14 protein-coding genes are annotated in these 13,666 nt (G+C 70.3%); 10 read left to right on the top strand and 4 right to left on the bottom strand.

Annotation, left to right across the window (positions count from 1 at the left end):
- Window positions 1-54: 54 nt before the first annotated feature.
- Window positions 55-1,386, bottom strand: coding sequence for a DNA recombination protein RmuC (locus EV141_RS03855; RefSeq protein ID WP_130484624.1), 1,332 nt, complete (start codon window positions 1,384-1,386; stop codon window positions 55-57).
- A gap of 66 nt (window positions 1,387-1,452) precedes the next feature.
- Between EV141_RS03855 and EV141_RS03850 the strand changes: the two genes are divergently transcribed.
- From EV141_RS03850 to EV141_RS03840, 3 genes are all read left to right on the top strand, one after another.
- Complete coding sequence (locus tag EV141_RS03850; RefSeq protein ID WP_130484623.1) at window positions 1,453-2,367, top strand: LysR family transcriptional regulator; 915 nt, start codon at window positions 1,453-1,455, stop codon at window positions 2,365-2,367.
- 147 nt (window positions 2,368-2,514) lie between these two features.
- On the top strand, window positions 2,515-4,002 hold the full coding sequence (locus EV141_RS03845) for a CoA-acylating methylmalonate-semialdehyde dehydrogenase (protein ID WP_130484622.1): 1,488 nt from the start codon (window positions 2,515-2,517) through the stop codon (window positions 4,000-4,002).
- A gap of 122 nt (window positions 4,003-4,124) precedes the next feature.
- Entirely contained in the window at window positions 4,125-4,724 is a 600-nt protein-coding gene (locus tag EV141_RS03840; RefSeq protein WP_130484621.1) for an OsmC family protein, read from the top strand.
- A gap of 26 nt (window positions 4,725-4,750) precedes the next feature.
- On the opposite strand, the gene EV141_RS03835 is transcribed toward EV141_RS03840, so the two are convergent.
- Complete coding sequence (locus EV141_RS03835) at window positions 4,751-5,365, bottom strand: 3'-5' exonuclease (RefSeq protein ID WP_130484620.1); 615 nt, start codon at window positions 5,363-5,365, stop codon at window positions 4,751-4,753.
- Between the two features lie 69 nt (window positions 5,366-5,434).
- On the opposite strand from EV141_RS03835, the gene EV141_RS03830 reads away from it, so the two are divergent.
- From EV141_RS03830 to EV141_RS03815, 4 genes are read left to right on the top strand one after another with little or no spacing between them, the layout of a single operon-like run.
- Window positions 5,435-6,385 (top strand): DMT family transporter, encoded by a 951-nt coding sequence (locus EV141_RS03830; RefSeq protein WP_185740085.1) that lies wholly within the window; start codon window positions 5,435-5,437, stop codon window positions 6,383-6,385.
- A 28-nt stretch (window positions 6,386-6,413) separates the two neighbouring features.
- Entirely contained in the window at window positions 6,414-7,466 is a 1,053-nt protein-coding gene (locus EV141_RS03825; protein WP_130484618.1) for an LLM class flavin-dependent oxidoreductase, read from the top strand.
- 54 nt (window positions 7,467-7,520) lie between these two features.
- A complete protein-coding gene (locus EV141_RS12415; protein WP_130484617.1) occupies window positions 7,521-8,423 on the top strand; it encodes a GNAT family acetyltransferase in 903 nt (300 codons plus the stop codon).
- Window positions 8,420-8,932, top strand: a complete 513-nt coding sequence (locus EV141_RS03815; RefSeq protein ID WP_130484616.1) for a metallophosphoesterase family protein — start codon at window positions 8,420-8,422, stop codon at window positions 8,930-8,932. The genes EV141_RS12415 and EV141_RS03815 overlap by 4 nt, the downstream gene beginning before the upstream one ends.
- 24 nt (window positions 8,933-8,956) lie before the next feature.
- Here the strand turns inward: EV141_RS03815 and EV141_RS03810 are convergent, their stop codons facing one another.
- On the bottom strand, window positions 8,957-9,304 hold the full coding sequence (locus EV141_RS03810) for a VOC family protein (protein WP_130484615.1): 348 nt from the start codon (window positions 9,302-9,304) through the stop codon (window positions 8,957-8,959).
- 84 nt (window positions 9,305-9,388) lie between these two features.
- On the opposite strand from EV141_RS03810, the gene EV141_RS03805 reads away from it, so the two are divergent.
- Entirely contained in the window at window positions 9,389-9,928 is a 540-nt protein-coding gene (locus EV141_RS03805) for a DUF2087 domain-containing protein (protein WP_130484614.1), read from the top strand.
- 4 nt (window positions 9,929-9,932) lie between these two features.
- On the top strand, window positions 9,933-10,697 hold the full coding sequence (locus EV141_RS03800; protein WP_130484613.1) for an SDR family oxidoreductase: 765 nt from the start codon (window positions 9,933-9,935) through the stop codon (window positions 10,695-10,697).
- Here EV141_RS03800 and EV141_RS03795 read toward each other — a convergent pair.
- Window positions 10,694-12,535 (bottom strand): gamma-glutamyltransferase family protein, encoded by a 1,842-nt coding sequence (locus EV141_RS03795; RefSeq protein WP_130484612.1) that lies wholly within the window; start codon window positions 12,533-12,535, stop codon window positions 10,694-10,696. The genes EV141_RS03800 and EV141_RS03795 overlap by 4 nt on opposite strands.
- A 55-nt stretch (window positions 12,536-12,590) precedes the next feature.
- Between EV141_RS03795 and ychF the strand changes: the two genes are divergently transcribed.
- Window positions 12,591-13,664: a redox-regulated ATPase YchF gene (gene ychF, locus EV141_RS03790; protein WP_130484611.1), complete on the top strand. Its 1,074-nt coding sequence runs from the start codon at window positions 12,591-12,593 to the stop codon at window positions 13,662-13,664.
- Window positions 13,665-13,666: the final 2 nt, after the last annotated feature.

The raw sequence follows: 13,666 nt of genomic DNA, 5'->3' as shown, positions 1-13,666 counted from the left end.
GGCGCATCGTTGCGTCGGCGGTTGGGCAATCGTAGCCAGACCCGTGACGGTGTTTCAGTCGCCTCGCGGCTGCTCGATAGTTTCGGGTGCCGGAAGCTCGGGAAGATTGTCGACAAGCTCCATGGCGGTGATTTCGCGGGGGCCGTCTTCGATGGATGCGAGCGGCCCCAGCACGGTCGACTCGTCGAGGCGCTGCAGCTTGCGCGCGCTCGGCAGCACCTGGCGTTCCATTGAGCCGACGAAGCCGTTGTAGTTCTTCACGGTGCTCTCGATCGACCGCCCGAGCTTCTCGATGTGCCCGGCGAGGGTGCCGAGGCGGCTGTAGAGCTCGCGGCTGAGGTCGAACAGCTTCTTCGCGTCTTCGGTGAGCACGTCTTGCTGCCACGAGAAGGCGACGGTCTTCAACACCGACCATAGGGTGACGGGCGAGGCGAGGGCGACGCGCTTCGAGAAGGCGTAGTCCATGATCGCGGGGTCGGCCTCCATCGCGCTCGACACGAGCGATTCGCTCGGGATGAACGCGATCACGAGTTCGGGGGAGGCGTCGAGGCCCTGCCAGTACGCCTTCGAGCCGAGGGCGTCGATGTGCGAGCGCACGGCCTTGACGTGCTGCTTCATGAGGGTCTCGCGGCGCGCACCCTCGTCGCCCGTCGCGGTGACCGCGATCTGGCTGGCCTCGAGGTACGCACTGAAGGGCACCTTCGCGTCGACCGCGATGTTCTTGCCGCCCGGCAGGTGAATGACCATGTCGGGGCGACCGGCCCCGGCATCTGACGAGATGCTCGCCTGGGTGTCGAAGTCGACGCGCTCGATGAGACCCGCCGCCTCGACGACGTTGCGCAGCTGCGTCTCGCCCCACACGCCGCGCACGCTGTTCGATCGCAGGGCGCTCGCGAGCGACTCGGCGGTGGCGCGCAGGCGCTCTTCCGACTCGGTCGCGGTCTTCAACTGCTGGGTCAGCTGGCCGTGCTGCTGGCTGCGCTGAGTCTCGAGCTCGGTCACCTTCGCCTGCATGGTGCGCAGCGTCTCTTGCACCGGGGTCAGCGCCTGCAAGACCTTGCTGTCAGCGCGCTCGCGCTCTTCTCGAGCGCGCTGCTCGGCCTGCGTGCGCTCGACGAACTCGCGGTGGGCCTGCTGAGCCTGGGTGACCTGCTCGCGCAGCCCCTCGGTCGTGGCGGTCAGACCCGCGAGCTCAGCCGTCAGCTGGGCCCGGAGCGCCGCTTCGTCGGCCCGCACCTGCGCGAGCGCCGCCTCGTGCCGCGCGGCGACGACGGCCGGGTCATCGCCGGCGGGGGCGGCACCGCGGCGCCCGAGGAACAGGCCGACGACGACGCCAACCACACCGCCGAGAACGACACCGATGAGCAGGGGAAGAAGGAACTCCATGACCCCACTCTCGCAGGCACCTCCGACATCGTCGTGCCGGCCGCACGCGCGCCGTAGGGTGGCGTCATGCCGAGCACGCCGCGCCGCCCCGAGCTGAGCGCCGACGACCTGCGCGTGCTCAACGCCGTGGCCCGCCTCGGGCGCCTGACCGCGGCCGCCGACCTGCTCGACATCGACCACACCACCGTGCGCCGCCGACTCGACCGCTTGGAGGCCGCGCTCGGCGCGCGCCTGCTCGACCGCGGGGCCGACGGCTGGCAGCTCACGACCCTCGGCCGCGAAGTCGTCGAGCGCTCCGCAGCGCTCGACGACGTGCTCGACCAGGTGCAGGCCATCGCCGAGGGTGACCCCGCCGTGCGGGGCACCGTGCGCATCGCGGCGCCCGACGGTTTTGGATCGCTCATCGTGGCGCCCGCGCTCGCGGGCGTTCGGTCCGCGCATCCGGGCATCACGATCGAGCTGGTGACCTCGACGCGGCCCCTCAGCCTGCGGGGGTCAGGTTTCGACCTCGCGGTCACGATCGGACAGGCGACGGGTGCGCGGGTGCGTGCCGAGGCGCTCACCGACTACGCGCTGCGGCTCTACGCGAGCCCCGCCTACCTCGCCGACCGCGCGCCCATCACCTCGGTCGCCGACCTCGCGGGGCACGAGCTGATCTTCTACGTCGACGCCCTCCTGACGGTGCACGAACTCGACCTCGCCCCGGTGCTGGGCGGCATGCGCACGGGGTTCGCCTCCACGAACGTGTTCGCGCAGTACGAGGCGGTACGCGCGGGTGCCGGCATCGGCCTCGTGCACGCCTTCATGGCCGAGGGTGACACCACGCTCGTGCCCGTGCTGCCCGGCGAGGTCGAGTTTCGGCTGCGCTTCACCCTGTCGTCCAGGCCCGAAAGCCCGGCGGTGGGGGCGGTCGGCATCGTGCGGGATGCGCTGTTTCGGGCGGTCGACGAGCGTCGCGCCGAGCTCTTGCCGGGCGGCTGACGCGCCCGTCCCGCGGACCGCGCGCGGCGCGCATCCCGAATCTGCGTTTTTGCACATTGGATGCGCGTGCTTGGCCCTTGAGCGCAGAGAGCGCGTCGCGCACACTGGCAGCAGCGCTCCGCCGCGCGCCGACACCACAGGAGAGACATGTCGATCGTTCAGCACTACGTCAACGGGGCCGCGTTCGCCGGCACCTCGAGCCGCACCGCGCCCGTCTACAACCCCGCGCAGGGCGCCGTCGCCCGTGAGGTCGCGCTCGCGACGAAGGCCGACCTCGACCTCGCCGTCGCCGCCGCGAAGGACGCGCTGCCCGGCTGGGCAGGCACGAGCCTCGCCAAGCGCCAGCAGATCATGTTCGCTTTCCGCGAGGCGATGAACGCGCGCAAGAACGAGCTCGCCGCGATCATCACGGCCGAGCACGGCAAGGTCACCTCCGACGCGCTCGGCGAGATCGCCCGCGGCCTCGAGGTCATCGAGCTGGCGACGTCGATTCCGCAGCTCATGAAGGGCGAGTACAGCGAGTCGGTCTCGACCGGCGTCGACGTCTACTCGATCAAGCAGCCCGTCGGCGTCGTCGGCATCATCAGCCCCTTCAACTTCCCGGTCATGGTGCCGCTGTGGTTCTTCCCGCTGGCGATCGCCGCTGGCAACACGGTCGTGCTGAAGCCGAGCGAGAAGGACCCCTCGGCCGCCATCTGGATGGCCGAGCTGTTCAGCGAAGTGGGCCTGCCGGCCGGCGTGTTCAACGTCGTGAACGGTGACAAGGAGAGCGTCGACGCCCTGCTCGACAACCCCGACGTGGCCGCGATCAGCTTTGTGGGGTCAACCCCCATCGCCCAGTACATCTACGAGCGCGGCACGGCGAACGGCAAGCGCGTTCAGGCCCTCGGCGGCGCGAAGAACCACATGCTGGTGCTGCCCGACGCCGATCTCGACCTTGTTGCCGACTCGGCCGTCAACGCCGGCTTCGGCTCGGCCGGCGAGCGCTGCATGGCCATCTCCGTTGTGGTTGCCGTCGAGCCCGTCGCCGACGAGCTCATCGCCAAGGTGCGCGAGCGCATGGCGACCCTGAAGGTCGGCGACGGCACCCGCAACTGCGACATGGGCCCGCTCATCACGAAGGAGCACCGCGACAAGGTCGCCGGCTACCTCGAGGTCGCCGAGCAGGACGGCGCGACGATCGTCGTCGACGGCCGCGGCATCGAGGTCGACGGCGCGGCCGACGGCTTCTGGCTCGGCCCGACCCTCATCGACAAGGTGCCCACCAGCTCGCGCGTGTACACGGAGGAGATTTTCGGCCCCGTGCTCTCGGTCGTGCGCGTGAAGAGCTACGACGAGGGCCTCGCCCTCATCAACGCCTCGCGCTTCGGCAACGGCACCGCCATCTTCACGAACGACGGCGGGGCGGCCCGTCGCTTCCAGAACGAGGTGACCGTCGGCATGGTCGGCATCAACGTGCCGATCCCCGTGCCCGTCGGCTACTACTCGTTCGGCGGCTGGAAAGACTCGCTGTTCGGCAACGCGAAGGCCTACGGCACCCAGGCGATCGGCTTCTTCACCCGTGAGAAGGCCGTCACCTCGCGCTGGCTCGACCCGAGCCACGGCGGCATCAACCTGGGCTTCCCGCAGAACTAGCTGGCGCACACCGACCCCGTTCAGTGACGCCGCGTGACACCCCGTGACCTTCCGCGTCGCGGGGTGTCACTGCGTTTCAGGGATGCTCGACGCGCGCTCGGTCGCGCCTCTAGCGTCCCCGCATGACACTTCTCACTGGCGCCCCCGTATCCCCGTCCACTGCGTCTTCGGCAGCCGTCCCCGCGGCCCCCGAGATCCCGGCCGTCTCGATCAGCGAGCGAGCCGAGCGGCTCGCGAGCGCCGCATCCGTCTGGGGAGACCGCATTGCGGACAACCCGGCGACCGCGCAGCTGAGCTTCCGCGCATCCGGCGTGGGGGAGGGCGCGGTCGCGAGCGCCATTCGCGCCGGCTCGCACCGCATCGTCGTCGACGAGCCGGCGGCGCTCGCCGGAGACGACGTCGCCGCGAGCCCCGTCGAGTATGCGCTCGCCGCGCTCATCTCGTGCCAGGTCGTCGTCTACCGCCTGTACGCCCAGGCGCTCGGCATCACGCTGCTCGACGTCGCCATCGAGGCAGAGGGCGACCTGGATGCGCGGCGCCTGTTCGGCATCGATGAGACGGTTCGCGCCGGTTTCAGCGAGGTGCGCCTCGTCGTGACCCTGACCGGCCCCGAGTCGGCCGAGCGCTACGACTACCTGCGCGAGGTCGTCGACGCGCACTGCCCGGTGCTCGACCTCTTCCAGAACCCGACGCCCGTGTCGGTGAGCGTGCGAAAGGGCTAGCCGCGCCGGACGGCGGCGTCGCGAGCTCAGGCGAGCGCGGCGGGGCGGCGGTCGGCGGCGTCCTCCTCGGCGCGCCGGCCGATCGCCCCGATGCGGGTGCTGCAGACGGCGGCGAGCTCGTCGGCGGTGTCGACCCCGTGGCGCTTTGCCGCGTGGACGACGATCGCGGCGCACGCCTCGGCGTCCGCGAGTGCGTCGTGGTGGGCGAAGTCGTCAAAGCCGGCCGCCATCGCCGCCACTGGCAGGCGGTACGAGTCAAGGTGGTAGGTCTTGCGGGCCACCCGCAGGCTGCACAGGTACCGCGCGTCGGGCACGTCGAGGCCGCTCGCGCGGCACGCGGCCTGCAGCACGCCCATGTCGAAGCCGGCGTTGTGCGCGGCCAGCAGGTCGCCGTCGACGAAGCCCCACAGCTCGTCGAACTGCTCGCTCCAGAGCGGGGCGTCAACGATGTCGGCGGCCGTGATGCCGTGGATGCGGGTGTTCCACTCGTTCATGACGTCGTAGCCGAACGGCGGCTTGATCAGCCACGACGTGCGATCGACGACCCGGCCATCGCGCACCTTCACCAGCCCGACCGAACAGGCGCTCGCCGCGTGGCCGTTGGCGGTCTCAAAGTCGATGGCGGTGAAGTCGAGGGGCACGGCATCGATGCTCGCATGAGCCGCCGACGTGGGCGCCCGGGCTCGCCGCGCGGCCCTAGCCTGGAGACCGTGAACGCCCTTCGTCGCTTTAGCCCACCGGTTTTTGCCCAGCTGTTCTGGGCGTCGAACTTCGTGGTCGCCGCCCTCGTCGTCGACGAGTTCACCCCCATCGAGCTGACCTGGCTGCGCTGGCTTGGCGCGGTGCCGATTCTGGTACTCGTCGCCTGGTGGCTCGAGAAGCCGAACTGGCGATCGGCCCTCCGCGAGTGGCCGCTGCACACGCTGCAGGCGATCCTCGGCATGGTCGGGTACACCCTGTTTCTCTACGCGGCGCTGGCGACCACCTCGCCCGTGACGGCATCCGTCATCAGCGCCATCAATCCGGCGGTCATCGCGATTGCGGCAGTCATTTTTCTCGGCGAGCGCATCCTGAAAATGGGCGCTCTCGGCATCGCCATCTCGTTTGTCGGCGTTCTCATCGTGGTCTTCACCGGCTCGGGCGAGTTCGCACTCGTCTTCTCGCCGGGTGACCTGCTCATGCTCGGCGCGATCAGCGTCTGGACGGCGTATGTCATCGTCAGCCGCCGCGTCAAGACCCCGCCGATTACGGCGACCGCCGTGCAGGCGGCGCTGAGCGTGGTCGTCATGCTGCCGCTGCTCGCGGTGGTCGGGTTGCCGGGCATTGCTGCGGGCCCGAGCGGCGAAGCGTGGCTGGGCCTGGCGTGGATCATCATCTTCCCGTCGGCCATGTCGTACCTGCTGTGGAACATCGCCGTGACGAACCTCGGCCCGTCGAAGACCGGCGTCTTCCTGAACCTGCTGCCCGTGTTCACGGCGCTGATCGCGTTCGTCTTCGGCGACCTCATCACCCTCGGCGAGCTGATCGGCGGCGCGATCGTGCTCGCGGGCGTCTTCCTGACGACGCGCCCCGGCGCGACGAAGGGGGCGGATGCTGCGCACCCGCCCACGGGACCGGTCGCCACCGCGGCGCCCGCCCCGCCCGCGCGTCCCATGGAATAGCCACGCGCATCCATGCGTTTGCATCAGCATGACGCGCATCGGCTTTCTGTCGTTCGGTAACTGGAGCAACGTGCAGGGCTCACTGACCCGCACGGGCGGCGACGCGATTCTGCAGGGCATCGAGTTGGCGGTTGCCGCCGAGGAGGTCGGCGTCGACGGGGCGTACTACCGCGTGCACCACTTCGCGAAGAACTACTCGTCGCCGTACCCGATGCTCGCCGCCGCGGCGGCCCGAACGTCGCGGATCGAGCTCGGTACGGGCGTCATCGACATGCGCTACGAGAACCCGCTCGCGATGGCCGAAAACGCCGCGGCCACCGACCTCATCAGTGGCGGGCGTCTGCACCTGGGCATCAGCCGCGGGTCACCCGAGACGTCGATTGCCGGCTACGAGGTGTTCGGCCATGTTCCGGGCGCGGGCGACGGCGTGCGCGACGACGAGACGGACGCCGACATGGCGAGGCGCCACACGGCGGCGTTCCGCGAGGCCATCACGGGGGCGGGGCTTGCGCCGGCGAACCCGCAGATGGTGGGCATGGCGGGGCTCTTGCCGGTGACTCCGCAGGCGCCGGGGCTGGCGCAACGCATCTGGTGGGGTGCCGGCACGCGGGCGACCGCGGTGTGGGCGGCCGAGCAGGGCATGAACCTGATGAGTTCGACGCTGCTGACTGAAGACACGGGTGTGCCGTTCGACGAGCTGCAGGCCGAGCAGATCGCGTTGTTCCGCGCGGCGTGGGCGTCGGCTGGTCACGAGCACGAGCCGCGGGTGTCGGTGAGCCGCAGCGTGATCCCGCTGATCGACGACGAGACCGAGCACTACTTCGGCCTGCACGCCCAAGCGGAGCAGCGCGACCAGGTCGGCATCCTCGACGGAGCCCGCTCGCGCTTCGGCCGCCAGTACATCGGCACCCCCGACCGCCTCGCCGAGGAGCTGTCGCGCGACCAGGCCGTGCAGGCTGCGGACACGCTGCTCATCACGGTGCCGAATCAGTTGGGTGTCGACTTCAACGCGCGCATCCTCGAGGCGATCATGCGTGATGTCGCGCCGGCGCTGCGCGCGCCGGTCGAGTCGCTGGCGTAGAGGGTTCTCTCGCGATCTGAGCGGTGGCGCGTGGCTGTTGCCTAGGCTCGACCCATGGCGCGCATCCTGATCACGGGTATGTCGGGGGCCGGTAAGTCGACGCTCCTCGCCGAGTTGGCGCGTCGCGGCGTCACTGCCGTCGACACCGACTACGGCGGGTACACGATCGATGATCGCCTCTGGCGTGTCGAGAAAATGGATGCACTGCTCGCCGCCCATGATGACCTGGTCGTCTCCGGCACGGTTGAGAACCAGGGCGCCTTCTACGACCGTTTCGACGCAGTCGTGCTGCTGAGCGCGCCCATCGACGTGCTGCTCGACCGGGTCGCCACCCGCGCGAACAACACGTACGGACGCACGGCGGAGGAGCGCGCCGACATTCGCCGCTACACGGCTGAGGTCGAGCCGCTGCTGCGCCGCAGCGCAACGCACGAGCTCGACGGACAACGTCCGGTCGCCGAGCTCGCCGACAAGGTCGCGCGGTTGATGTCGGGCGGCGGCGCCGCAATTCGCATCCGCACATTCGTGCCGGCTGATGAGGATCACGTCGTCGCCCTGTGGCAGGAGGCAGGTTTGCTGCGTCCGTGGAATGACCCCCGCGCCGACATTGCGCGCAAGCTGTCGGTGCAGCCCGAGCTTTTCGTCGTCGCGACCGGTAAGGATGATGTGATCGTCGGCGCGGTCATGGCGGGCTTCGACGGGCACCGCGGCTGGATGAATTACCTCGCGACGGCGCGCACGGTGCGCGGGGATGGGGTCGGTCGTGCGCTCGTCGCCCATGTCGAGCGTGAGCTTGCAGCTCTCGGCTGTCCGAAAGTGAACCTGCAGGTGCGCGCCGACAATGAGGCCGCGGTCGGCTTTTACCGCCACCTCGGCTTCGCCGTCGACGAGGTCGTCAGCATGGGTAAGCGCCTCATCAGCGACGAGGCGCGCGACCGGTCCGGGGGAGCGGAGTGAGACTCCTACTGATCAGCGACACGCACCTCCCCGTGCGCGCAAAAGAGTTGCAACCGCAGGTGTGGCGGCTGGTCGACGAGGCCGACCTCGTGATTCACGCGGGGGACTGGGTCGATGAGGCGACCGTTGACGCGCTTGCGGGGCGCGCATCCCGCCTGGTGGGGGTGGCTGGCAACAACGATGGGCCCGCGGTCTGGCAGCGGCTGGGCGAGGTTGCCCGCGTCGAGGTCGAGGGGGTGCGCATCGCCGTCATCCACGAGACCGGTGCCGCCGCCGGGCGCGAGAGGCGCTGCGATGAACGCTTCGGGCCAGGCTCGTCCGACCCCGCCGATCTGCTGGTGTTCGGCCACTCGCACATCCCGTGGGATTCGACGACGCCGAGCGGCCTGCGCCTGCTGAACCCCGGCTCGCCGACCGATCGCCGCCGCCAGCCCGTCGGTACCGTGATGACCGTCGAGGTCGCGGATGCGCGCATCCGCTCGGTCACGCTCGTCCCGACGCCGCGCTAGTCGCCCGCGTGGGGTGGGCCGGCACTACTCGGCCGTGTCGTGAAACAGCCCGATCGCGTTGCCCTCACTGTCGCGGATGTACACCCACCGAGCCGTGTCGCCCATCGGCTGAATTTCGCCCACCTGCTCGCCGCCCGCAGCGACGGCGCGCGCGATGGTGCCTTCAAGATCGTCGACAGTGAAGACCACTGTGGGGTGGGCGAGCGTTTCACGAATGTGCAGGTCGCCGCTGATGCCCTCGCCGTCGGGCTGGTGCAGCATGCCCATGTCGTCGCCCCAGGGCTCATACGTGAACCCGAGAACGTCACGGTAGAAGCCCTGCGCGCGCTCGATGTTGTCGACCGGAATCTCGAAGTGTTCGACCTTTGCCATGGGGCCACTGTGGACCTGCGGTGGGTCGCGGTCAAGGGGCGAGCGTCGCGCGGAAAGCCACGATGCCAGGACAGGATGGACGGTATGCCGCATGCCGAAGCGATCAGCGCCAACCCCCACGCCTGGCGCCCGATCATCGCCGCCCTCGCGAAACCACACTCCCGCGAGGCGGCCGCGCGGCTGATGCTCGGCGCGACACTCGACGACGCCGTCGAGCCTTTGCCGCTGGCGAAGTGCGATCGCGTTGCCGAGACGCTGCGGGCCGCGGGACTGGTCGACCCCGAGACCGGGCGGTTCGACGACCGGGTCGTAGCGCGCATCCTTGCGGTGAACGCGGTCGCGCCCCGTCGGGGCGTCGACCGGTACCTCGTCGGCGGTCGCATCGCGCAGTATCCGGCGAACCCGGATGCGCGGCGCGAGTTGCTATCGGAGGTTGCCCGCCGCGCCTTCCGCCCCGACGAGGTGCTCAACGAGCGCGCCATCAACGAACGGCTCGCCGTTTTCAGCGATGACGTCGCGGTGCTGCGCCGTTACCTCGTCGACCAGGAGCTCCTGGAGCGTCGCGCGGACGGATCCGAGTACGCACTCGTGGCGCCCGCGGCGGACTCGAATACGGCAGAGTGACCCGATGGCCACATCATCGTCTGCACGCCCGACGGCCCTCCTCACCGGGGTGGGGCGCCGCGGCAGCATCGGCCACGCCGTCGCCCTGCGGCTCGCCCACGCGGGGTGGGACATTGCCTTCACGCACTGGGGTGCGTACGAGCAACGCGCCCAGCTTCCTTACGAGGGCGACGGGGTGATGCGCATCGCCGAGGAGATCCGCGCGGCGGGCGCCCTCGCGCATCCGATCGAGGTTGACTTCACGGACGCGACCGCCGTCGAATCGGTCGTCACGACCGCGGCCAAGGCCCTCGGCCCGGTGAGCGGGCTGGTGCTGTGCCATTCCGAAAGCATCGATTCGAGCATCCTGACGACAACGCTCGAGAGCTTCGAGCGGCACTTCGCCGTCAACGTGCGGGCCGCCTGGCAGCTCATCGCCGCCTTCGCGCGGCAGGTGCCCGAGACGGGCGGGCGGATCGCCGCGTTCACGAGCGACCACGTCGTCGACAACCTGCCGTACGGGGCGAGCAAAGGCGCGCTCGACCGCATCGTCATCGCCGCCGCACGCGAACTCGGCGACCGCGGCATCACGGCCAACGTGATCAACCCGGGCCCCGTCGACACCGGCTGGATGACAGACGAGATCCGCGACACCCTCACCGCGCGGCAGCCGACCGGACGCCTCGGCACGCCCGACGACGCGGCCCGACTCGTCGAATTTCTGCTCTCCGATGACGGGCGCTGGATCTCGGGTCAGCTCATCACGAGCGACGGAGGGTTCTCGGTCTAACGCCCGGCCGCGTACCCCTGCGCCCCGCGCGAGTTCGCCGCCGCGTACAACCACCCACGCTCAGGGTCGACCCCGACCGCGCTCAGTCGCCCAAGCGTCCACGGCCCCACCACGTTCACCTCGTGCCCGCGCGAACGCAGCTCCGCGACCACCTCGTCGCCGACTCGCGACTCGACCGTCAGCGACCGCGGCTGTACAGTGCGGGGCGCGAACGAGGCGACCATCGCATCCGTGTGGAACATGGGGGCGTCGATCGCCTGCTGCGGCTCGAAACCGCCCACAATGCGGCGCAGCAGGTAGAGCAGCTGCCACTGGTCCTGCTGGTCGCCGCCCGGGGTGCCGAGCGCCTCCACGACGCGGCCGTCCCGTGCGAGCAGGGTCGGCGAGAGCGTCGACCGCGGCCGCACCCCCGGCGCCAGCGCCGACGGCGAGGACTCGTCGAGCCACGTCATCTGCAGGCGCGTGCCCAGGCAGAACCCCAGCGCCGGAATCGTCGGCGACGACTGCAGCCAACCACCCGACGGCGTCGCCGAAATCATGAACCCCGAACGATCGACCACGTCGAGGTGACACGTGTCGCCGCGCTGCGCGCCCGTGCGACGGTCAATCGTCGGCTCGCCCGAGGCCGCCAACGCGCCCGCCGAACCGTCTGAAGCGTCGGCGGCAATACGCACCGGCGGCATCCACGGTTCACGCCCGCCGGGCCGCCCCGGCCGCACCTCGCTCGACGCCGTCTCACCGATGAGCGCCGCCCGCTCCCGGGCGTACGACGCGCTCAGCAGCTCATCCAGCGGAACCGATAGCCCGCGCGCGGCGAGCCCCGCCGGGTCGGCGAACCACGCGTCGCGGTCGGCGAGCGCGAGCTTCAGCGCTTCGGTGATCGTGTGGATGCCCTCGGCCGTGCCCGGGTCCAACCGCCGGTCGTCCCCGTCGGCCGAGGCCACCGCATCCAGAATCGCGAGCGTCATCAGCAACGCGGGGCCCTGCGTCCACACGCCCGCCTTCACGACCTCGAACCCGCGGAACGCGAGCCGCGCCGGTTCCTCCTCCGCGGGCGCGAACGCGGCCACGTCGGCCGCCGTCATGACGCCGGCGTGGTCGCCGCCGTCCGAGTGCCGCACCGGCGTCGCGGCGAACTCTTCGACCGCCTCGCCGACGATGCGGCTCCAGTGGTCGGCGGCCGCCTGGATGCGCTCCTCGCGCGAGTCGGACTGCTCACCCGCCGCGATCATCCCGTTCAGAAGCGCCGCGTACGCGGCGTTCGTCACGCGCGACTGCGGCGCAGGCGCCGCCCCCTCGACGAGCCACTGCGCGGCCGACGTGGGCCAGTGCTCGGTGAAGAGCGACGTGACGCGCTCGATGACGCGGGTGACGTTCTCGTGCACGGGGTGGCCGTCGCGGGCGAGGTCGCGGGCGAAGGCGAGCACGTCGCGCACCTCCCAGGTGCCGCGGGTGGCGAGCAGGTGGAGCCACGCGACGACCGAGCCGGGCACGGCGGCGGCGAGCGGGCCGGCGCCCGGCACCTCGTCGAGCCCGAGGCCGCGGTAGCGCTCGATGGTCGCGGCGGCCGGTGCGGCGCCCTGGCCGGCGAGCACATACGGCGCCTCGTCGGCGGGAGCGATGAGCGCCGTCAGGTCTCCGCCCGGGCCGTTCAGGTGCGGCTCAACGACGTGCAGCACGAACGCGGCCGCGACGGCGGCGTCGGCAGCGTTGCCGCCGCGCTCGAGCACCGAGTTCGCGGCGGCCGTCGCCAGGTAGTGCGTGCTGGCGGCCATGCCGAAGCTGCCGCGCAGCTCGGGGCGGGTGCGGTCGGGGGAGGGCGGCGTGAACGCATGCATCCCGCCACCGTAACCCGCGCATCCGGGCACCCGCCCGAAGGTAGGCTTGCCCCCCGTGGCCCTCACCATCGGAATCGTCGGACTGCCCAACGTCGGCAAGTCCACCCTGTTCAACGCCCTGACCCAGAACGACGTGCTCGCGGCGAACTATCCGTTCGCGACGATCGAGCCGAACGTCGGAGTGGTCGAGCTGCCCGATGCGCGCCTGAAGGTGCTCGCCGGCATCTTCAACAGTGAGCGCATCCTGCCCGCGACGGTGTCGTTCGTCGACATCGCCGGCATCGTGAAGGGCGCGAGCGAGGGCGAGGGCCTCGGTAACCAGTTCCTCGCCAACATCCGCGAGTCGGATGCGATCGCCCAGGTCGTGCGCGCCTTCACCGACAACGACGTCGTGCACGTCGCCGGCAAGGTCGACCCGGCCAGCGACATGGAGATCATCAACACCGAGCTGATGCTCGCCGACCTGCAGACGCTCGAGAAGGCGATCACTCGCTACGAGAAGGAGGTGCGCGGGCGCAAGCTTGACCCCTCGGTGCTGGATGCGGCGCTCGCCGCCAAAGCGCTTCTGGAAGGCGGCACGACCCTGTCGGCGGCCGGTTTCGATTCCTCGCCGCTGCGCGAGCTCGGCCTGCTTTCGGCGAAGCCGTTCATCTACGTCTTCAACGTCGACGAGGGCGTGCTCGGAGACAGCGCCCGCATGGATGCTCTGGCCGCGTTGGTCGCGCCCGCCCAGGCCGTCTTCCTCGACGCGAAGATCGAGAGCGAGCTCATCGGCCTCGACCCGGAGGATGCGGCCGAGCTGCTCGCCTCAACCGGCCAGACCGAGAGCGGCCTCGACCAGCTCGCCCGCATCGGCTTCGACACCCTCGGCCTGCAGACGTACCTGACGGCCGGCCCGAAGGAGTCGCGCGCCTGGACGATCGGCAAGGGCTGGAAGGCTCCGCAGGCCGCCGGCGTCATCCACACCGACTTCGAGAAGGGCTTCATCAAGGCCGAGGTGATCTCGTTCGACGACCTCGTCGAGTGCGGCTCGGTCGCCGAGGCCCGCGCCAAGGGCAAGGCCCGCATGGAGGGCAAGGACTACGTCATGCAAGACGGCGACGTGGTCGAGTTCCGCTTCAACGTGTAGCG

Origin of the sequence: Microcella putealis, assembly GCF_004216575.1 — a bacterium.
GTDB lineage: Bacteria > Actinomycetota > Actinomycetes > Actinomycetales > Microbacteriaceae > Microcella > Microcella putealis.
The sequence above is the reverse complement of the archived record's forward strand: the minus strand, read 5'-3'. Positions and strand labels throughout refer to the sequence as shown.